Origin of the sequence: Pseudomonas taiwanensis (genome assembly GCF_013393345.1) — a bacterium.
Classification (GTDB): Bacteria; Pseudomonadota; Gammaproteobacteria; order Pseudomonadales; family Pseudomonadaceae; genus Metapseudomonas; species Metapseudomonas resinovorans_C.
Genome location: NZ_QJRF01000053.1, coordinates 87,549 through 108,370, shown reverse-complemented (window position 1 = coordinate 108,370; position 20,822 = coordinate 87,549). Strand labels below are relative to the sequence as shown.

General features: G+C 65.6%; 12 protein-coding genes. 4 read left to right on the top strand and 8 right to left on the bottom strand.

Annotated features, from left to right (window positions below; genetic code table 11):
• Positions 1-4 precede the first annotated feature (4 nt).
• The 5 genes from DM872_RS12120 to DM872_RS12100 form a co-directional block, all read right to left on the bottom strand.
• Positions 5-637 carry an SCO family protein gene (locus DM872_RS12120; protein WP_179059723.1) on the bottom strand — a complete coding sequence of 211 codons (633 nt, stop codon included), beginning with the start codon at positions 635-637 and terminating at the stop codon, positions 5-7.
• The gene (locus DM872_RS12115) at positions 634-1,356 is read right to left on the bottom strand and encodes an SCO family protein (RefSeq protein ID WP_179059722.1); all 723 of its coding nucleotides are present in this window, start codon (positions 1,354-1,356) and stop codon (positions 634-636) included. Before DM872_RS12115 ends, DM872_RS12120 begins: the two co-directional genes overlap by 4 nt.
• A 10-nt stretch (positions 1,357-1,366) precedes the next feature.
• Complete coding sequence (locus DM872_RS12110; protein WP_179059721.1) at positions 1,367-3,277, bottom strand: YncE family protein; 1,911 nt, start codon at positions 3,275-3,277, stop codon at positions 1,367-1,369.
• Positions 3,278-3,850: 573 nt separating this feature from the next.
• Complete coding sequence (mnxG, locus tag DM872_RS12105) at positions 3,851-9,664, bottom strand: manganese-oxidizing multicopper oxidase MnxG (RefSeq protein WP_256873384.1); 5,814 nt, start codon at positions 9,662-9,664, stop codon at positions 3,851-3,853.
• A 401-nt stretch (positions 9,665-10,065) separates the two neighbouring features.
• Positions 10,066-10,686: a lytic transglycosylase domain-containing protein gene (locus DM872_RS12100; protein ID WP_179059720.1), complete on the bottom strand. Its 621-nt coding sequence runs from the start codon at positions 10,684-10,686 to the stop codon at positions 10,066-10,068.
• A gap of 165 nt (positions 10,687-10,851) precedes the next feature.
• Between DM872_RS12100 and gspG the strand changes: the two genes are divergently transcribed.
• A complete protein-coding gene (gene gspG / locus DM872_RS12095) occupies positions 10,852-11,274 on the top strand; it encodes a type II secretion system major pseudopilin GspG (RefSeq protein ID WP_179059719.1) in 423 nt (140 codons plus the stop codon).
• 5 nt (positions 11,275-11,279) lie between these two features.
• Complete coding sequence (locus DM872_RS12090) at positions 11,280-12,470, top strand: type II secretion system F family protein (protein WP_179059744.1); 1,191 nt, start codon at positions 11,280-11,282, stop codon at positions 12,468-12,470.
• A 570-nt stretch (positions 12,471-13,040) separates the two neighbouring features.
• Here DM872_RS12090 and DM872_RS12085 read toward each other — a convergent pair.
• The 3 genes from DM872_RS12085 to DM872_RS12075 all read right to left on the bottom strand — a co-directional run bounded on the left by DM872_RS12085 (position 13,041) and on the right by DM872_RS12075 (position 16,615).
• A complete protein-coding gene (locus DM872_RS12085) occupies positions 13,041-13,574 on the bottom strand; it encodes a response regulator (protein ID WP_179059718.1) in 534 nt (177 codons plus the stop codon).
• Positions 13,575-13,765: 191 nt separating this feature from the next.
• Positions 13,766-15,196, bottom strand: a complete 1,431-nt coding sequence (locus DM872_RS12080; protein ID WP_179059717.1) for a sigma-54-dependent transcriptional regulator — start codon at positions 15,194-15,196, stop codon at positions 13,766-13,768.
• Between the two features lie 6 nt (positions 15,197-15,202).
• On the bottom strand, positions 15,203-16,615 hold the full coding sequence (locus tag DM872_RS12075; RefSeq protein ID WP_179059716.1) for a sensor histidine kinase: 1,413 nt from the start codon (positions 16,613-16,615) through the stop codon (positions 15,203-15,205).
• A 388-nt stretch (positions 16,616-17,003) separates the two neighbouring features.
• Between DM872_RS12075 and DM872_RS12070 the strand changes: the two genes are divergently transcribed.
• Both DM872_RS12070 and DM872_RS12065 read left to right on the top strand, forming a co-directional pair.
• Positions 17,004-18,299 carry a hypothetical protein gene (locus tag DM872_RS12070; protein WP_179059715.1) on the top strand — a complete coding sequence of 432 codons (1,296 nt, stop codon included), beginning with the start codon at positions 17,004-17,006 and terminating at the stop codon, positions 18,297-18,299.
• 42 nt (positions 18,300-18,341) lie between these two features.
• Positions 18,342-20,546: an Ig-like domain-containing protein gene (locus tag DM872_RS12065; protein WP_179059714.1), complete on the top strand. Its 2,205-nt coding sequence runs from the start codon at positions 18,342-18,344 to the stop codon at positions 20,544-20,546.
• Positions 20,547-20,822 lie beyond the last annotated feature (276 nt).

Genomic DNA, 20,822 nt, shown 5'->3' with positions numbered 1-20,822 from the left:
GCCCTCAACGTCCGGCCACGGGCATGGTCATCAGTTGCAGGCGCTGGGCGATGGCGGGCACCGGCGCGTCGGGGCGAATCTTGCTCCAGCGCTTGTTCGGCACGTCACCGGCGATCAGCAGCGTGGAATGGGCCTCGGGGCTTTCACCCAGTTGCCCCAGGCGGGCCAGTACCAGGTCCATATTGGCCTTGTCGCCGGTCAGGAAAATCCAGTTGGGCGAGTCCACGCCGTGCTTGGCGGCGAAGGCCTTGAGCACTTCCGGGGTGTCGTTCTCGGCATCGCTGGACAGGGAGATGAAGTAGACCTGCTTGGCCAGGTCCTCGCCCATGGCGTCGCGCACTTCCTTGAGCTTGCGGGTGATCAGCGGGCAGGCGTCGTTGCAGTGGGTGAAGATCACGTTGAGCATCACCAGCCGGCCCTTGAGCACGTCACTGTAGAAGCGCACCTCCTGGCCGTTCTGGTCGCGCAGCAGGGTATCGGTGAAGTAGGTCTGGGCGTCCGTCGTGCCGCCCGCCTTCAGGGTCTGCGCGGCGGGCGCATTGGAAGTCGGAGCGGCTTCGTGGTTCTCGTGGCCTTCGTGGGCATGGGCAACATTGGCCAGGGCCATGGCCAGGACGAGCGGGAGCAGGCGCTTCATGGTTGGGTCTCCTGGGCGAGGGCGGCATGGTCGTGGGCGGAGTGGTCGTGCATGACGTGCTGCTCGTGGCCGCCGCTTTCGCGGGCGGCACTGAGCTCGTCGACCCGCGCCATCAGCACGGCGGGATCGGTGAAGCCGTAGAAGCGGGTCCACTGCCGGGTGCGACCATCGCCCACCATGATCAGCGGCGGGTGGTCCTGGTAGTTCGCCGTCCAGGTGCCGAGGCCCTTGAGGGTCTCGGTCACCGCCTCGTTGCTGCCGGTGACCCAGCGCCAGCCCTCGCCCGCTTCGAAGCGGCCGGCGTATTCGTGCAGGCGTTCAGGGGTGTCGCGCAGCGGGTCGATGCTCAGGGAGATCAGTTGGACGTCGCGGCCAGCGCGTTCGCCCAGCTGATTCTGCAGCTTCTGCATGATTGCCGAGATCACCGGACAGACCGTGGTGCAGCTGGTGTAGACGAAGCCGATGACGACGATGCGGTCACCCACCAGATCGTCCTTCAGGCGCAGCTCGCGGCCGTCCTGATCCAGCAACGGCACATCGGCGAAGGCCACCTGGGCACCCTGCGCGCCGGCATGCCCCTGGTGCTGGGCATGGGGATCAGCGGCCATCTGCGCCATGTGGGCGGCGTGCTCTTCCGGGCTGTGGTCCGCCAGCACCGGGCCGGCGGCCAGACCCAGGGTGAGCAGTGCAGCGGCGATGCCTGTCTTCAACGGTTCCATGGCGTGCTCCTTATGGGTTGGTTCGCGCCTGGGCCGGGACGGCGCGCAGGCTGGCATAGGGTTGCGAGCCGAAGGGTATGCCCAGGGAGGCCGAGCCCACGTGCAGGTAATACGCGCCGGCCTGCTTCAGTTCGATCGGCGCTTCATAGACACCCTTGCCCACTTCCACCGCAGCCACCTCGTAGGGGCGCGAGGCCGGCGCCTGGAAGTAGCGCACACGCAGGTCGGCGACGCCTGTCTTCGGCTGCTCGTCTCCGCCCTGGAGGATGCGGAAGCGCGCCTGGGTGGTGGCGCCCGCACTCACCTGGGGCTGGTCGATGAGGAACTCCACGCGCGGCTTGTTGCGTTGGGCGGCCATGGCCTTGTTGGGTTGCACTTCGGCGCTGAAGCAGTGGGCGATCTTCGGCTGGTTGAGCATCACCGCCAGGTCGAACTTGCCCGGTGCCGGCAGCTTGATCCGGCTGCTGAACAGGCCCGGCTCGACTTCGCGCATGCTGCGGTCGATGACCCGTGCGGCGCGCGAGGTATGGCCCCGGTTGAGGTAGCCGGTCATGGGGGCGTTCATGCCTTCCATGTAGAAGTAGGTGGTGTTGTCCACCGGGTTGACCACGAACACGGCGCCTTCGTCGCGCGCCTGGCTGAGGCCGTCGGCCAACGGCAGATCGCCAGCCAGCTTGGGCGCGGCAGGACCGGCCTCGAAGGCCTGGACGATGATCTGTTTGCCTCTGCCCAGGGACTCCAGGTTGATCATGGTCACCTTCGGCGACGCCAGGCCGCGCACATAGGCGTAGTTGCGGGTGAACACCAGCTGGTAGGGTTCGGCGGTGATTTCGGCGCGCTGGACGATTTCGTCGCTCCCGGCATCCAGCACCAGCACCTGGTCATTCAGGCTGTTCAACGCGAGGCCGAAACGCCCATCCGGGGTGAAGCGCAGCGGGCCCAGGCCGTGGCCGGCGTCGATCACCTTGCGCACCTTGAGGCTGCGGGCGTCGATGACGGTGATGGTGCCCGCCTTGCCGTCGCTCACGTAGAGCGCACCGGAGAGCTTCGAGACAGCCATCGACAGCGGGCTCGGTCCGGTCTCGATGTCCTGCACCTTCTTCAGGCTGGCGACATCCACGACCGTCACCCGGCCAGCATCGCGACTGCTGACGAAGGCGAAGCGCGAGTCGCCGCTGAAGGCGATTTCGTGGTGGCCGCCGCCGGTGGCCAGGGTCGCCACGGTCTTGCGCGCCTGGGTATCGATCACGGTCACGCCGCCCTCTTCCCCGCGCTGGGCATTGTTGCCGACCCACAGGTAGCGGCCGTCCGGCTGCAGGGCCACGCGCACCGGTTCGGGCCCGGCCGGGAGGCTGCTCAGCACCTTGAACTCGCTGGTATCCACCACCGCCACCTCACCCGCACTGGGCATGGACACGTAGAGCAGGCGGTCGTCGGCGCTGGCGGCCCAGTCCATGGGCGGACGCTTCAGCGGGACGCGGGTCAAGGTGCTGGTGATGCCGCCCACCGAGGTCACCGGATCGATCACGGTGAGGGCGGAATCCTTGTTCATCACCACCAGGTAGTAGCTGTTCAGGTCCACCAGCGGACGGGCACTGAGGACGCCCTTGAGGTAGGTGCCGATGCGCACCTTGCACTGGTCGGCCTGGCCTTCCGGCAAGGCCTGGTCGAGCCAGGCGCCCGGCACCTGCCCGGCCAGCGGCTGGCCGGTAGTGGCATCGGTAACACGCAGTCGCACGTCGGCGAACATGCCTTCGGTCAGCACGCCATCACTGCCCAGCGGCCGCGCCTCGAACTCGATGGCGACCCCATCGCGCACCAGGCGCTGGGAAACGCCGGCAGGTGCTTCGGCGGCGGGCAACTGGGCGGCCAACAAGCCGGTGAACAGCAGCAGGCTGGAAGCGTTGTGCAGGGCTTTCATCTGGCGTCCTTCCCCTTCGTCTGGACCTCGCCCTGATGCAGGAGCAATGCCTGTGCCAGCCGCGAAAGGGTTCTGGATTCAATGGGTTGCGAACTGGGCAAGGGTGGCCCCCGGAATATTCCCCACCCATTTCCCCCTTTTTTGGGGAATGCTGCGTTGGCGAGTGCGAGCCAGCCTGACACTGCCCTCACCCCCCGGCCCCTCTCCCGCAAGCGGGCGAGGGGTGACTCCCTGCCCACCTTCGGCACAGTCCTGTGGGGGCGATTTCAATCGCTATGCAGGACGCAGTCCTGCCCTGTAGGAGCGAATTCATTCGCGAAAATGACGAGGCATCCGCGCCAGCCGATGGCAGCCCTCACCCCAACCCTCTCCCAGAGGGAGAGGGGGCTGTCCGTGCCGGCGTTCTGTCTTGGCACAATCCTGTGGGGGCGAATTCATTCGCCAAGCAGGACGCAGTCCTGCCTGGTGAACGATCCCGAAAAAAGAAAATCGCAGGACATTTCTGGCCTGCGATTTCAGTGTTCTGGTGGGCTCCGATGATGGGTGTCGCCACGCTCAACACCATCCTGTTCCCTACTGCTCGTTGGTCACCCGCAGCAGTCCCCAGACCCCGCCGACGTTGCCGAAGGCGGCGTAGTCCCGGTACAGGTAGTCTCCCGGCACCGCATTGGCGCCGCCGGCGCTGGGGATCGACAGGCTGAAGTGCGCCGCTGGCAGCACGCTCTCCTGGGCTCCGATGTACAGCGCCGCCGGGTTGATGCCGAAGCGCAGGGAACCGATGCCGGCGTTCTTCTGCGGATAGCCCCAGACATCCAGCTTCTCGGACAGGAAGGGGTTGAACGCCCAGACGTGGCCATCGAGCTGGAAGGTCATGCCACGGCTACCCCCCGAGGGCATGGTCACGTGGGTACGGAACGCCTGGCCGGGCTTGACCTTCATGATCGGGGTCAGCGGGTCGCCGCCCACCAGCTCGTTGTTGTACGCCATGTGCGCGTTGGGCACGTCACCCCAGCCGTGGCCCTGGGCGTGGCCGAAGGGTGCGTCCGGCGCCTTGCCGAAGCGGTACCACAGCGGCTCGCTCTTGTAGTTCACGGCCATGCCGGAGTTGTCCTTGGGATCGGCGGGGATGCCGAAGCCTTCGGAGGCCATGTTTTCCACCGGCCGGCCGTTGGCCCAGCGCATGTTCAGCGACTTGTGCAGCACCAGCGAGAAGTCGCGGTATGGCGCACTGGTGCCGGCCAGCGGGGTCACGGTGGCAGCGGCGCGCATGTTGGCGTCCTCGACCCAGGTGGCACCCTGGGGTGCGATGCTCATGGCGCCGGCGAGGCCTTTCTGGCCCTGCTTGACCGGGTCGGCCGGCAGCAGGTTGAAGCCGCCGAACTCGATGGGGGTCGCAGTGATGTTGTCGACGCTGCGGCCGAGTTGGGTCACCGGTTTGCCTTCACGCTCCAGGTGGCCGACGTAGAACTTGTAGCTCTTCGACGGCCAGGCACCCCCGGCGGCGGCACGCGGTTCCACGGTCTGCACCGGGTTGATGCCGACGTTGAAGCCGTCCGACTTGGTGATGTCGTAGGCCAGCAACTGGGTGTGCAGGCCGACATGGCTGGAGGGCCGCATCATGTTGTTGTTGAAGGTGGTCGGGCCCTGCGCACTGTTGCGGTCGCGCTTGACCAGGCCCTGCATCACCGCATAGGTCGGCAGGTCAGGCATCACCTGCGGCAGGCGGTTTTCCAGGGTGATGTTCACGCAGTCACCCGCGGCGGCACGCAGCACCAGCGGCTCGACGGGCACGCCGGGTTTCAGCTTGCCGGTGAGCGGGTCCAGGTCGGCCTTGCGCACATAGAGGATGGCGGTCGGGTCGTGCAGCGGGCCGGACTGGCCGCCGATGGTGAACACCTCGCCGTCTTCTTCGTCTATGACGGTGGCCTGCGGAATGGTCATTGGCCGCGAGTTGTACACCAGGGTGCCACCCTGCGGATTCAGCGGGCCGCCGGCATGCATGCCCGCGCCGGCCGGATCACCGATGGTCAGGCCCAGCGGATTGCCGAGGATGTCGTTGGCGAGCGCCGCGACGATCTCGTAGTTGCGCTGCACCGTGGTGCGGGTACCGATGCCGTTCGGGTTGGGGCTGGTGCGCGGGCACACGCCGTCGAACTGGGTGGTGTTGCGCGACGATACCGGGCGCGGGTTGTTCGGCAGGGCGAACAGGTCGGCGCGCGGTTGGGTGTAGTTGCGCATCACGCCCCAGATGCCGTTCCAGTAACCCTCGATGGAAGCATCCATGTTGTAGAGGTAGTCGGCGGCTTCATAGGTGGTGTTGCCAGACATCATGGTCACCGGGGCGACGAAGCCGAATTGCTCGGAGATGCCCACCATCTGCGAGGCCTTCCAGCCCGAGTTGCCGCTGTTGCCGAAGCCGGTGCCCGAATGCAGCCACTTCACGCCGTGCAGGGTGACGTTGTGCTCCTCCTCGTGGCCGCCGGCGTGCATCCGCAGGCGCACGTTGTCGCCTGAGTAAGCCCGCAGCAACGGGGTGAAGGGGTCGCCCGGCAGATCGCCGCCGACGTTGATGTGCGGCGGGAACGCGGTGCTGGCACCGGTGGGGCCGGTGGCCGAGCTGATGGCGCTGGGCGCCAGGTTCAGCGCGGGGATGGCGCGGTCGGTGCGGGTCTGCAGGGCATAGGCGAGATCACCCGCCAGTCCGTCTGCCTGCATGCCAGGCTTGCCGTCCGGGGCCACCTTGTAGGGGTCGAAGATGCGCAGGCCCACCGGTTCGTTGCGGTAGTTCACGACGAACATGCCAGGGTCATCCACCGAGATCGCTTGCGGGCAGGGACGGCTCGGGCAGCCCAGGACCTGGCCGCCAGCGGCCTCGCGCACCGACTCGAAGAGGTTCGGGCCGGACTGGCGCACAGGCGGGTTGATGGCGTAGCGGAAGCTGTCCATGGAGGTCGGATAGGCACCGGCATCCGGGACGCCGTCAGGACCTGCGCCAACGTAGACGCCGGCCTCGTAGGCATGCTGGAAGTCGCTGTACTCCATGAAGAACTCGCGGAAGCTGTCGTTCTTGCCGTCGCCGTCCAGGTCGCCGGTGGCGATCACCGCCTGCCAGGAGGTCGGGCCGCCGTCCGGGCGCCCACTGTAGAGCGGCTGGCCGGTTTCACCGTGGTACCAGCTGGAGCCGGCGGGTTCGGTGAGCACGGTGGCGTAGAGGCCGAGTTGCTGGTGGGTGGACGGGCCGAAGTGGTCGTGGGTGAAGATGTTCCCCAGGCCCCGGTCGACGTTGTAGGTGTTGATCAGCGGGTCGGCGAACCAGCGTTGCAGGGTGGTGCGGGCACCCAGCCAGTCGGCGCGGCCGAACTGGCCGAAGTACGGATGCTCCTTGGCCACCGGGCATTCCTGGGTGCCGTCGCGCGGGTCCGCCTCGGTGCAGTGGTTGTACTCGCGGATGGCGTGGATGCGTTCCACCACGGCGGCCGGCGAGAGGGTGCCGTCCTCGTAGTTCCAGCCGTTGGCCGAGCCGTCGGAGGCGGTCAGGTCCCACTTCGGCAGATGAATGTGCTGGCCGATGATGTCGGTGGGCGTGCGCACCTGGTAGTCGTCCAGCTCATACACCGCCGGGATCAGGTTGGTGTGCTGGTACATGGTGCAGTCGAAGGTGTTCATCCGCATCACCAGCGGCTCCGGCGGCTGCTGCTTGGTGATTACCGGCCAGGCGTCTTCCCAGAGCGCAAGGATGCGGGTCTGAGGGAAGTGATAGCCGACCTTGTTGAACACGGCGTCGAACTGGATGTTGGCACCCTTGTAGACGCGCGGGCGGTCGGCGGTGTACGCCGAGCTGCCGGTGAAGGACTGGCCATTGATGGTGTCGCCGCTGTTGTAGCGACCGAGGGCGGAGGCCTGGGTCAGGCGCTTGCCGGTGTCGTCCATGCACGGTTCGTAGTACGGCGCGCCGCCCACCGGCAGGGCGCCGTTGGTGCGGAAGTCCCTGGCCTGCACGGCGCCACTGGGCGACACGGCGAAGCTCGCATGGCTGGGTTTTGCATGGAAGGCCATGACCGACTGTTCGACATCGGTGCCCTCTTCCGGCAGGAACACGGCCTTGGCGCGATGGACCACCTTGGAGAAGTCCAGGGCGCTGGTGACCACTTCGGCCTCACCGCCGGCGGACATGCCGTCGAGGGTATGGCGCGGCAGGCCACCGTCCCAGCCACCGGCCTGCGCCGGGTCGATGTTCGCCCACAGGGCCTTGCCGGAATCACGCAGGCTCTGGGCCTTTGCGGTGTCGAGCATGTCCAGCGGCGGGGTGCTGGGGCGTTGGCCCACAGTGCTTTCGATGCCGCCGATCCAGAACGGGAAGCCGGGGTTCTTCAAGGTGCCGTCGGCATTGCGGTTGGCTTCGCTGCGATCCACCAGGGCCACCGAACCCACGGCCTTGCGTTCCGGCTCGTGGTTCGAATCGTCATCGCCCTCTTCGTGCTCGTCGTCATCGTCACTTGCGGCCACCAGCTCTTCGCCGTATTTGGCGACTACGGTCACCTTGCCCGGCATGGGCGGCATGGCCTTGCCCGGCAGCGGGATGATGGCTGGAATCGGTGTACCGGCGACGATCTCGCCGTCCGGCAGGGCTCGGGCGCCTTGAGCAGGCAGGCCGCTGCGCAGCTCGAAGGCTTTCTTGTGATAGCCATCGTCTCCTTCTTCGGAGACCTCCAGGCGGGTGCCTTCCTCGAACACGTCGTGGATGCGCCACATGGCCCACATGCCCTGGGCGAAGTGCGGATAGAAGTGGCAGTGGTAGATGGCATCGCCCGAGGTGCGGTTGCGGTTGCCCGAGCCGCCGTTGGCGATTTCGTAGGTGTAGCCCGAGCCCGGCCCGATGCCCTGGGCGTCTATGTAGTCGGAGTTGTCGTCATTGGGGTTGAACAGCCACTGGTGGCCATGCAGGTGGAACACATGCTGCTCGTAGCCGTTGTGGGTGTTGCGGATGCGCACGGCATCGCCAATGTAGCTGTGGGCAACGTTGGACGGCTCGGCCGGGAACAGGGCCATGGTGGCCTTCACCCCGGTGCTGCCTTCCGGCGGTACCTGGCCGGGGAGGATGGATTCGAGGCCAACGTTGGCCGGCACATCCACCTGCATGGCGGCATCGCCGACGACGTGGGCGCTGAGGAAGAACTCTTCGTAGGCGCAGGACAGGCAGTCATGCATCGGACCGACGCCAAGGCGGTTGGCCACCACTTCGGCACCGATGCCGCCGGCACCGTAGTTGATCATGAAGGAGTCGCGGGTCGGCTCCAGCACATGGCCGAACACTGGGTCGTTCCAGTAACCGGGGAAGGCCTGGGCCACGGCGTTCTCGTCATGGAACACGGAGGAGAAGTCGCGGAAGGGTTCCAGGCGATTGGGCAGCGCCGGGTTGCGCTTGCCGTAGCTTTCCAGCGGGTAGGTGTTCTGCGGGAAGGTGCCATCGGGGTTGGGCCCCATGACCACGGCATCGGTGTCGCTGGAGATGATCTCGCCGTTGTCCATCATGGCGATCACCGGCAGGCCGGCCTTGCCTTCCTCAGTCCAGGGCGAAGTCTGTGGATAACGTTTTTCGTAGTCGATGATCGGCTGGCCGGCCGGGGTACGTCCGGTGGTGGCCAGGCGCATCTCTTCTTCGGTGACCACGTTGCGGTAGGTGCGAGAGAGCTTGGGCAGCACGACCACCTGGGCGAACAGGCCGTTGGCGGTGTTGCCGCCGGTGCCTTCACCCCCGAAGGTGGCGCCGTAGCTGCTGGCGGCGAACGCACCTTCGCGTTCGGCGTACAGGGTGTAGGAGCGGCTGCCGCCCGGCGGGATCAGGTTGTTCTGATTACGCCCGGCGTTGGTGGCGATGTCGCCAATGTCATTGACCGCCTGCATGCCGTTGACCTGGAAACCGACATGGCGGTCGGCAACCTGCTCGTCCTTCCTGAACAGCGGGTCGTCCGGGTTGCGGGGGTTGGCCTGGTAGGCCAGCAGGTTCTGCAGGTTGATGGTCAGGCAGTCGCCCGCGGCCACCCGCAGCACCAGCGGACGCGGACGCTTGTCGGGACGCAGCGCCACTTCACCGGGTACCGCCGCGCCGCCCTGGGTGAGCGGCACTTCATTCTTGTCCACCACATCGCGGCGCAGGGCGAACATCATGCCGTTGATGTTCTGCGCGCCGAGGCGGTTGAACATCAGCGGCTGGTCCAGGGCCACGACGTTGGCCACCAGGTTGCGCGTGCACTGCACGGCCGCCCGTGCCTCCTCGGTGGGAAAGAGCGCGCCCAGCAATAGAAGGGCGCCGCCCAGGTAAAGAGATGCCCTCGGGGCACCATCGAAAATGGGGTTTGCACTGCGCGAAGGATTAGTCCGTTTCATTTGGCTGACCTCGGTATCAGGTGCACGGATGCCAATAGAGGGCAGGACTGACCGAGCAATGCCTGTGCCATCAGCACAAATCCTTTTAAATCAGACGGTTGGAATGGCCAATGGGGAAAGTGCCAGTATTTCCCCCACCCGATTCCCACCCAATTCCCCGGTTTTGACCGGGGTTGGAAGGTGGGCATGGATTGATGGATGAGGAGCGATTTCGAATGTGAAGGGCAGCCTTCGGCCTGCTTAGCGACTGAAGTCGCCCCCACAGTAAAAGCTCAGCAAATCCTCCGCGTGGAGGCACACCTCTGTGGGGGCGATTTCAATCGCTGTGGGCAGCGCAGCTGCCCTTGTCTATGGGTGCTTTGATTCGCAGAAAACGCCCCCGCATCTGGGGAAATTCCCCACTAGCGGGGTCGTTTTGCGTCGGCCTGGAGGCGTTGGTAGTGACCCAGGACACTGGGTACGTAACGCTTGGTTTCCGGGTAGGGAGGAATGGCGCTGCCATAGGCGAGCACGGTGCCGGGACCCGCGTTGTAGGCGGCCAGGGTGAGGGAAAGGTCGTTGTCGAACATCTTCAGCAGGCGCTTCAGGTAGCGTGCCCCGCCGCGCACGTTGGCGGCCGGGTCGAACACGTCCTGCACCCCTAGATCCTTCGCGGTATCGGGCATCAACTGCATCAGGCCGGCCGCGCCCTTGGGCGAAAGCGCGGAAGGATCGTAGTTGGATTCGGTCTTGATCACCGCATGCAGCAACTCGGCGGGCAGGTCGTAGTCGAAGGCCGCCTGGGCGACGATCAGGGCGTAGCGCGGCGCCTTGGCCCTGCCTTTGCGAATCGGCTTGACCAGGCTCGGGGCCTTCGCCAGCGCGGGTCTTTCGCGGGCCACGCGGACCAGTTTGCGGTCCGTCCGGTGGATGTTGGTGAGGGTGATGCTGCCGTTGGCGGAGACCACCTGATAGATGTCGGAGCGGGCTTCGTCAGCGATAGTCGCAAGGATGCTGAGCAGCACCAGGGCGGGCACTTTCATCGTTGTTCTCCCCTGTGAGGGCCGATGCCCTTTGGGTTGCTGGGTGCTGTACCGTCAGCAAAGCACGTGCCGGAAGATCCAAACGGTGATGTGTCGCTCCCCTCGCCCGCTCGTCGTGCACACCTCTTGCATAGCCCTTCGCACTGACCTGCAGCGGAGGCTCCCATGATGATGCTTCGTCGACCCGAACAGGGTTTCACCCTTCTCGAACTCCTCGTGGTGCTGGTGGTGCTCGGCCTGTTGGCCGGCATTGTGGCGCCGAAGTATTTCAATCAACTCGGCAAGTCCGAAACCAAGGTGGCCCGCGCGCAGATCGAGGGACTGGTGAAGGCCCTGGATATCTACCGCCTGGAAGTGGGCCATTACCCCAGTACCGAGCAGGGCCTGACGGCGCTGGTGAGCGCGCCATCCGACGAGCCGCGCTGGGGTGGCCCTTACCTGCAGAAAGAAGTGCCGCAGGACCCCTGGGGTCGCGCCTATGTCTATCGCGCGCCTGGTGAGAACGGCGATTTCGACCTGCTCACCCTGGGCAAGGACGGCCAGCCTGGCGGTGACGGCGAAAACGCCGAAGTCACCAGTTGGCAGTGACCGCCATGCGCTTCCAGGTGAAAGCGGTACGTGGCCAGGCCGGCGTGGTCGCCCTGACGCTGGAGGCGGCAAGCGATGACGAAGCCCGTCGCCAGGCCGAAGCCCAGGGACTGCGGGTGCTGACCCTGCAGGCCGAGCGCGGCTGGTCGCTGCGGAACTGGCGGCGGCGCGAGGGATTCCCGCTGCTGCTGTTCAGCCAGGAGCTGACCACACTGCTGAACGCCGGCCTGGCGCTGATCGATGCGCTGGAAAGCCTGGCGGAGAAGGAAGCCGACCCGCAGGCGCGCAAGGTGCTGGGAGCCCTGGTGCGGCTGCTCTATGAGGGCAAGTCGCTGTCCCAGGCGCTGGCGCAGTTCCCCTCGGTGTTCCCTGCGCTCTACGTGGCGCTGGTGCAATCCAGCGAGAAGACCGGCGCAGTGGGTGATGCCCTGGGGCGCTACGTGGCCTATCGCACGCGGATGGATGAAGTGCGGCAGAAGATCATCAGTGCGTCGGTCTACCCGGTGCTGCTGTTCATGGTCGGCTGCAGCGTGCTGCTGTTTCTGGTGGGCTATGTGGTGCCGCGCTTCAGCCTGGTGTTCGAAGGGCTGGGGTCGAACCTGCCCTGGCTGTCCCGGGTCCTGCTGCACAGCGGCCTGTTCCTCCACTCACATCAGGCGGAAGTGTTCGGCGGTGCCGCACTGGCCCTGGTGACCCTGGTGCTGTTGCTGCGCCAGGAGAACGTGCGCCGCGCCATCGGCCGCCAGATAGAACGCTTGCCGGCGATTCGCGAGCGCATCCAGGTCTATGAGCTGGCGCGTTTCTATCGCTCCCTGGGCATCCTGCTGCAGGGCGGGATTCCCATCCTCACCGCCATCGAGATGGTCCGCGGCCTGCTCGGCGCCGCGTCGCGCCCAAGGCTGGACCAGGCCGCCGCGCGCATTCGCGAGGGCCAGGCGTTGTCGCGTGCGCTGGAAGAACATGGGCTGTCGACCCCGGTGTCGCTGCGCATGCTCAGGGCCGGCGAACAGTCCGGCAACCTCGGCGAGATGATGGAGCGCACGGCCGATTTCCATGACGAGGAAACCGGTCGCTGGATCGAATGGTTCGTGCGCCTGTTCGAGCCACTGCTGATGACCTTCATCGGGCTGATCATCGGGGTGATCGTGATCCTGATGTACATCCCGATCTTCGAGCTGGCATCGAGTATTCAGTGAGGGGGCATCCCCACTGACGGGCGCACCGGCCGGAAACGAAAAAGCGCAGGTAGATGCCTGCGCTTTCTTTTGTAGCAGCGAGGGGGATGCCGAGCTCTTGCTCGCGGATGATCGTGCTCGGGCTGTTCGCGAGCAAGCTCGCTCCTACCAGTCAGTGCCGTAGGGGTGGAAATCGCTTCTCCGGCACCCGTGGCGGTGGATGGTAAGCGCCATCCACCCTTGCACGGGGGCTGGATGAAGTCTGTAGGAGCGAGCTTGCTCGCGAATGATCGTGCTCGGGCTGTTCGCGAGCAAGCTCGCTCCTACCAGTCAGTGCCGTAGGGGTGGAAATCGCTTCTCCGGCACCCGTGGCGGTGGATGGTAAGCGCCATCCACCCTTGCACTCAGGCGGGATGAGGTCTGTAGGAGCGAGCTTGCTCGCGAATGATTGTGCCCGGGCTATTAGCGAGCAAGCTCGCTCCTACCAGTCAGTTTCGTAGGGGTGGAAATCGCTTCTCAGGCACCCGCGGCGGTGGATGGAAAAAGCGCCATCCACCCTACGCACCAAACAGCTGAGGTGGTACGGGGACTTCAGGTGCCTTTCTTGATCTGCTTCAGAGGCTCTTCGGAGCTTGCGGCGGGACGGCGGCGGTCGGAGAGCACCCAGGCGCCGTCATACAGCTTCAGCGGGAAGTTCACCTCGCCTCCGCGACGACGGTCCACCTGGACGGGTGGCTCGGCCGGCGATTCCTGATCGCGCTGGGCGGCAGTCGGCAGGCCGTGGAGCACAACGTTGCCCAGTTCATGCAGGGGGAATGGCTTGAGGAGGATGATGTCGATCTTGCGCTCGATGGCGCGGTTGCACACTTCGATGCTGGGATGCGCGGTCATCAGCACCGCTTCGCAGCTGTGCAGGGTGCGCATGGCATCGAAAATCTCGAAACCGGTCATGTCGGGCAAGCGATAGTCGAGCACCAGCAGGTCGGGCTTGAAGTTCACCACGACCTCCAGGGCGATGGCACCGTTGGCGGCGGTGCGCACGTCGCAACCGAGCATTTCCAGGTAGGTCTGGAAATTCGCGGCAAGGATTTCTTCATCGTCGACTATCAGTACTTTCTTCGTCACTGCGGCTGCTCCCCTGTCAGGAGATCGGACGACGGTCAGGCTGACCGCTGATTGCATCCCTGCACATTCCGAGCCAAGGGTGCATCGACCCACCCGGGTCGATGATTCCTAGAGTCTAGATCGGCGGAAAAGTTTCACCATCCCCATAACCCCCTACGTTGGTCGGGGGATTCCCCTGAATCGGGGCCATTTCAATGTTGCTGCCGGTCGGGCCGTTCCAGGCCAAGCTTGTCGATCCGGTAGCGCAGCATGTCGCGGGTGAGGCCGAGCATGCGGGCGGATTTGGAGATGTTCCAGTCGGTCTTGCCCAGCACCTTCACCACCAGATCACGCTCGGCATCGGACAGGCTCATGTTCTCGTCTTCCAGCCCCAGCGGGCCGCCGAGCATCTGTGGAGGAGCCGATTCGGTGACGCCAACCCCGGCCAGCAGGCCGCGGCAGATGGTGAGCTGGTCCGGACCGATGACGTTGCCCGGCGCCAGCAGCACAGTCTGCTCGAGCATGTTGCGTAGCTCGCGCACGTTCCCCGGCCAGCTGTAGCCCTTGAGCACGGCCCGGGCTTCAGCGCTGAAACGCAGCCCCGGCTTGCCGTAGCGCTTGCCATGCTGGGCGACGAAGTGTTCGGCCAGGGTCAGGACATCGTCACCACGGGCCCGCAGCGGCGGCACCTTGATGGTGATGATGCGCAAGCGGAAGAAGAGGTCGCGGCGGAACTTGCCCTCCTGGACCATCTGCTCGAGGTTGCAGTTCGTGGCGCTGATGATGCGCAGGTTGACCTTGCGCTCGCGAACCGAGCCCAGGCGACGAATCGTGCGGTCTTCCAGCAGCTTGAGCAGCTTGGCCTGGAGTAGCAGGTCGATCTCGCCCACCTCGTCGAGGAACAGGGTGCCGCCATCGGCCGCTTCCACCAGGCCCACGCGGCGATCCTTGGCGTCGGTGAAGGCACCCTTCTCGTGACCGAACAGTTCGGCTTCCAGGAGGTGCGACGGAATCGAGGCGCAGTTGAACTCGACGAAGGGACCCTTGCTGCGCGCACCATCGAAATGCAGCGCGCGAGCCACCAGTTCCTTGCCGGTCCCGGTCTCGCCTTCGATCAGCACCACCGGCAGGTCTTCCCCGGCCATGCGTTCCTCGGCGCCGAGCACCTGGCGGACCATGTCCTTCATGGTGCGCATGGGTTCGGAGTCGCCTATCAGCCCGGCAAGCCCGGAGTCCTGGGCTTCACGTTGCTGGTAAAAGGACAGGCGCTGCTCCTGTCGCCGCGCCTCCAGCACCTTGTCCACCACCAGCTTCAACTCGGCGAGCGCCACCGGTTTGGTCAGGTAGTCGCTGGCGCCGGCCTTCATGGCTTCCACCGCGCCCTGCACGTTGCCGTGCCCGGTAATCATGATGACCTTGAGCTGCTCGTCCATCGCGCGGGCCCGGCTGATCAGGTCGCAACCGCTCATGCCGGGCAGGCAGTAGTCGGTAAGGACCAGGTCCGGGTGCTGCGCCTCGATGATCGGCAGCGCTTCTTCGGCCGAGCTGCAGACCATGACGTCGAACTGGCGCCGTTGCAGGTAGGTGCAGAAGTTGTCGGCCAGGATTTCGTCGTCTTCGACAATCAGAATGCTGTTGCCCATTTGTTGTTATCCCCCTGCCGTGGCCCTGAAGGTCAGGTGCACGTTGGTACCGGAATTTTCCCGGCTATCGATGCTGACTGCGCCACCGAAGCGCTCGACGATCTTGCGCACCAGCACCAGGCCGACGCCCAGACCGCCACGCTTGGTGGTATGGAAAGGTTTGAAGGCCATCTCCAGCATTGCCGGCGACATGCCGCTGCCGGTGTCGCTGACGGTCAGGGTCAGCAACCGGCGCTGCGCATCCGGCTCCAGGCGGATGGCCAGTCGACCGCCGCGCGGCATGGCCTCGATGGCGTTGGAAAGGACACTACCCAGCAGTTGTTGCAGAAGTACCGGATGGCTGACCACCTTGGGTGCGTCGCGGGTCTGCCAGTCGACTTCGATGCCGGCATGGCGGATCTGCGGTTCGTAGGCGGTGAGGGTTTCTTCCAGGGCGTTGGTGAGGTCCACCGGTTCCTGGTCGCCGGCCAGCGGGCGCGCTGACAGCAGCAGCTCGCGCACCCACTTCGACATGCGGTCGACCTGGGTGATGATGTCGCCCAGGTTCTTGTGCAGCGGTCCCGGGTCCACTTCAAGCGCCAGCTCGGCGCTGGAGCGGATGGACGCCAGCGGGTTGCGCAGGCTGTGGGCGACGGCGGTGGACATCTCGCCGAGCAGGGCCAGGGTTTCGTTCTCCACCAGTTGCCGCTGCTGGTCGTCCACCAGGCGCGAGGCGTGGCGCACGAACCAGAACAGGCTGAGGTAGATGACTGCGCCGCCCACTGCCGTAGCGATCCAGAGCAGCACGAGTCCGCGGTTCATGCGGGCGATCAGGTCCACCGGTTCCTTGTAGATCTCGATGATCGAGAGCACTTCGCCCCGGCTGTCCAGCAGCGGGATGAAGCTTTCCAGATAGAGGCTGTGCGGCACGCGCATGAAAAAGGCTTCCGCCGGGCAGGCATCGGGGCCGTGATGCTCGGTGGTCACCGTGTTGCGGCTGCTGACCGCTTCGCTCAGCTTGGCGCGCTCCAGCGAGTGGCCACCCACCAGCTTCGGATTGGTCGACCAGATCACCACGCCATCGGGCGCATAGACATTGGCCAGCAGCACATCGGGCAGGCGCACGATGTGGTCGAAGAATTCTTCGTGGGATTTGACCAGTTGCTCGTGGGAAACGCCGAGGCGCGCGCCATCGACACGTTTGTCGAGGAACTCGCCGAGGGTCAGGCCGGGGGAGAAGTTGCCGTGGATGACTTCGACATCGGCGATGGACTTGATGAACTGGGCGCTGAGCATGGCATCGCGGTCGATGCTCTCGCGCATCAGGAATCGGGTTGCCGCCGAGCCGAGCAGAATGGCCACCACGAGGATGATCACCAGGCTCACCAGGGAAAACCAACGGAACAGATTGAAGGGCTTGCTCACCAGCGCCATCTTCATTCGAAACCTCCCCTTGTTTGACCGTCGGATCGCTCGCAAGGCGGGCGTAAAAAGGGGCCTCCGGCCGGGTCGGCAACTCCTGCGCCGACTCCGGGTAGTTATAGCGCAGGCCCCGAGATTCGCGGCCCTACCGTTCAGCGGTCGCCGAACGGTAGGGTCGAAAATCCCCCATTTCCCCACCCACTTTTCACCCACTTCTGGGTTACCAGCCCCCAGAGCCGGGAACCCCTCCTCACGACTTATTTCAAGATGTTTCAGCCGCCAACCCCGAACCAGAGCCCCGGAACCGCTCTGGCATGGGGTTTGCGCCCTCTTCCGGTCAACGACGGGCCCCTTGCCCATCGGAGCCTGACAAACGGCGAAGTTCATCGACTGGAAGGGCAACACCATGCACAACGCACTGCCGAAACTCGTGCTCCCGCTATTGCTCGGACTCACGGTCGCCCCGGCCAAGGCCGGTCTCTATGCGGTTGACCAGACCACCTATACCGAGGCCAACGGATTCTTTGCGGCCTGGTACCAGGACACCCACGGCCGCGCCCTTGACCTCTGTCTCTCCAAGGCACAGAGCACCCGCGTACCCGGCTCCTTCATGTGCAACCTGCTGCCCAATCCGGGCGTGTTCGACGACACCCAGCCGATCGTCTTCCCCACCAACTTCCCCGACGAGGCGTTCTGGTTCACCGGCGATGCCTCCATCACCGACGCCGCCACCGGTATCGACTTGCTGTACGTGTCCGCCCTGGAGGCGGCCTTCAGCGGCGAGTTGCCGGCGGTAGGCGAGCAGATCAGCTTCGCGCGCGTCCGCATCCGGGTGACGGTGCCGGTGGCCGGCACCTACACCATCACCCACCCCTATGGCGTGGAAGTGTTCGATGTGGATACCCCCGGGACGCGCGCCATCAACCTGACCCGCGACATCGGCATCACCACGCCCGGCGAATTCAGCGGCGCCTTGAAGGGTGATGTCGGGCCCTTCCTGCGCTCGGTGAACGGGCCTTATGTGGAGGTCAATCCGGTCACCAGCCTGCCGGAGTCCTTCATTGGCGACCCGAACGTGCTGGAGGAAGTCACCGGCAGCCCCTTCGGGACCAACTTCGTGCGGATCGAAGGCCCCAACGGCCTGCGCGCGGAAACACGACAGTTCGCCATTTCCGGCAAGTTGTCCCAGGAGCCGTTGCCGACGCCGCTGATCGTCGAGCGCGCCACCTATTCCACCGGCGGCACCGGGGGCGCCAGCCAGCAGGACTTCTTCACCCTGGCCCCGCCCGCCCCGGCCACCGTGCGCTACACCGACACCGCCGGCGCCAGCGGCGCCATGCAGGGCAGCGCCACGGGTGCCTGGTACGGCCAGTCCGCGGCCACCCCGACGGCCAATGGCAACCTGTCCTTCACCGCTGACAACAGCGCAGCCATCCCCAGCAGCACCGCCACCACCAAGACCGCCCCGCTGGTGGACCTGGTGACCATCAGCCGAGCCGAGTACAGCCTGGCCACCGGCCGCCTGACGGTGGATGCCAGCTCCAGCGACCAGACCGGCCAGCCGGCGCTGACCGCCGAGGGACTGGGCCCGCTCGTAGCCGGACACCTGGATCTCCCGGCCGGCCTCATTCCACCGGCGACCGTCCACGTGAGCTCGGCCAATGGCGGCTCCGATACCGAAGAAGTCCTGATTCTCCCCTGAGAACAACACTCACCTGCCGCAGGCGGGTGAACGGAGGCAGTCATGTTCAGATGGCCAGGAATACTCACCCTGTTGCTGGGTGTGCTCGTCGGCATTCCGGTTGCCGAGGCGCAACTGGCGACGGTGGACCCCGGTCCCTTCACCGCCGCCAGCGGCTACTTCCCACGCTGGTACCAGGACACCGAGGGCACCCCCCTGGAGCTTTGCCTGTCCAAGGCCCGCAGCTCGCGAGCGCCCGGCAACTTCATGTGCACCCTGCTGCCGACCCCCGGCATCTTCGACGACACCAAGCCCGTCGCCTTCCCCGGCAACTTCCCGGATGAAAGCTTCTGGATGCTCGCCGAGGCCAGCATCGACGACCCCGGCAATGGCCTGGAGCTGGATGCCTACGTGGCCGGCATCGAAGCGGCCTTCGCTGCCGAAGTCCCGCGATTGGGCGATCAGCAGAGCTTCGCGCGCATCCGCATCCGCGTGACGGTTCCGGTGGCCGGCACCTACACGGTCACTCACCCCTACGGCGTGGATACCTTCACCGTCACCGCGCCCGGCCGTCGCGCCATCAACATGACCCGAGACATCGGCATCGGCGCCCCCGGCGACTTCAGCGGCGCCCTGGCCGGCAACGTCGGCCCGTTCCTTCATCGGGACGGCCCGCTCTACACCGAAACCAACCCGGAAACCAATGAAGTGGAGACCTTCATCGGCGACCCCAACCTGGCCGAGCCGGTAGTTGGCAGCCCCTTCGGGACCAACTTCGTGCGCATCGACGGTCCCAACGGCCTCTTCATCGAGACCAACCTGTTCAACTTGTCCGGCAAGCTGTTCACCGGTGGCATCGCCAGCAAGGTCGGCGTCGACCGTGCCACCTACAGCCGCGACGCCCAACGCACCTGGATATCGGTGTTCGCCAACTCCAGCGCCAGCGCAACCCTGTGCTTCCGCGAAAGCCTCGACCTGGTGGGCGATCCGCCGTCGCCCTGCCAGTTCGAGATGACCGGTGATGGCAGCGGCCTGTTCTTCGGCCAGGACCTGGCACCGGCCAGCCTGCCACCCTTCGTACTGATCACCGCCACGGACACCAATGCGTCGGCCACCACGCAGACCCAGCAGCTGACCGATATCGTCAAGATCAGCCAGGCCCGCTATTCCTGGCCGAACAAGACGCTGACGGTGGAAGCGCGCTCCAGTGACGAGGTGGAAATCCCGTCCATGGTGGCCGAAGGCTTCGGCCGCCTGCTGCCGGTCAGCGGTGCGACCCAACGCCTGGTGGCCGCCGGCATCGAGCAGCCGCCGGCGAAGGTCACGGTGAAATCGGCTGCCGGCGGCAGCGACACGGAGTTCGTGGTCATCGAAGGACGGCCGGCCAATGTCCCTGCCAACCAGCCGCCAGTGGCCAACCCGGACAGCGCCAGCACTACCGCCGGCGTACCGGTGACCCTCGCCCTGACCGCCAACGACAGCGACGTTGACGGCAACGTGCCGCTGTCCATCGCCAGCCTGGGCAGCGTCACCCTGGGTACCCTCGTGCGCAGCGGCACGGGTGCGGTGATCTACACGCCGCCGACCCAGGTCGCGACCACCCAGACGGTGACCTTCACCTATCAGGCCCGCGACAACCTGGGTGCTCAGTCCACTCCGGCGCTGGTGACCATCACCGTCCGGCCCAACCTGCCGCCAGTGGTCGCCAACGACACTGCGACCACCAATGCCGGCGCACCGGTGACGATCAACGTGCTGGCCAACGACGCGGACCCGGAAGCCAACCCGATGACGGTGGTGAACCTGACCACGCCGCCCACAGGACGCGGCACGACCAGCACCAACGGCACCACGGTGACCTACACCCCACCGGCAACGGTGACCACCGCCTTCACCGTGACCTTCAACTACCAGGCGCGGGACTCCATTGGTGCCACCTCGCCTCAGGCAACGGTGACCGTGACGGTGAATCCGGCCACTGCCGCCGATACCCTGGCGATCACCAAGGCGGACGTGAAAGCGGGTTCGAACAACCGCTTCTCCTGGGACTTCGAAGGCACCACCTCGCGGCCTGCGGGCAACCAGATCCGCATTGAAGTCACCAGCGCCCAGGGCGTCGTCCTGCTGGGCACCGCCGCGCCGGGGCCGAATGGGAAGTGGAAGTTGTCGGTGAATAACTCCACCGCCGTCGTTCCCGCTGCCAACCCCAGCGTTACCGTGCGCTCCACCTTCGGCGGAGTGCGCACCGGCACCATTTCCGCACGCTGATCGCTCAGCTCCAGTTGCCCCCGGTCGCGCCATGCGGCTGGGGGATTTTTTTGTTCTGGCGGACTTCCTGTAGGAGCGAGCTTGCTCGCGAACAGCCCGAGCACGATCTTTCGCGAGCAAGCTCGCTCCTACATCCGTCAGTGCCGTATCAGTCGTGGCGGCGCTATGCCTGTCGCCCCAGAGTTGTGCACCCGGTCAGCTTCCAGCAGTCGGGAAATCCTGGCGAACTTCGCACAACCGCTTGAAAAACCCCGCCATCACCCGATAATCGCGCGC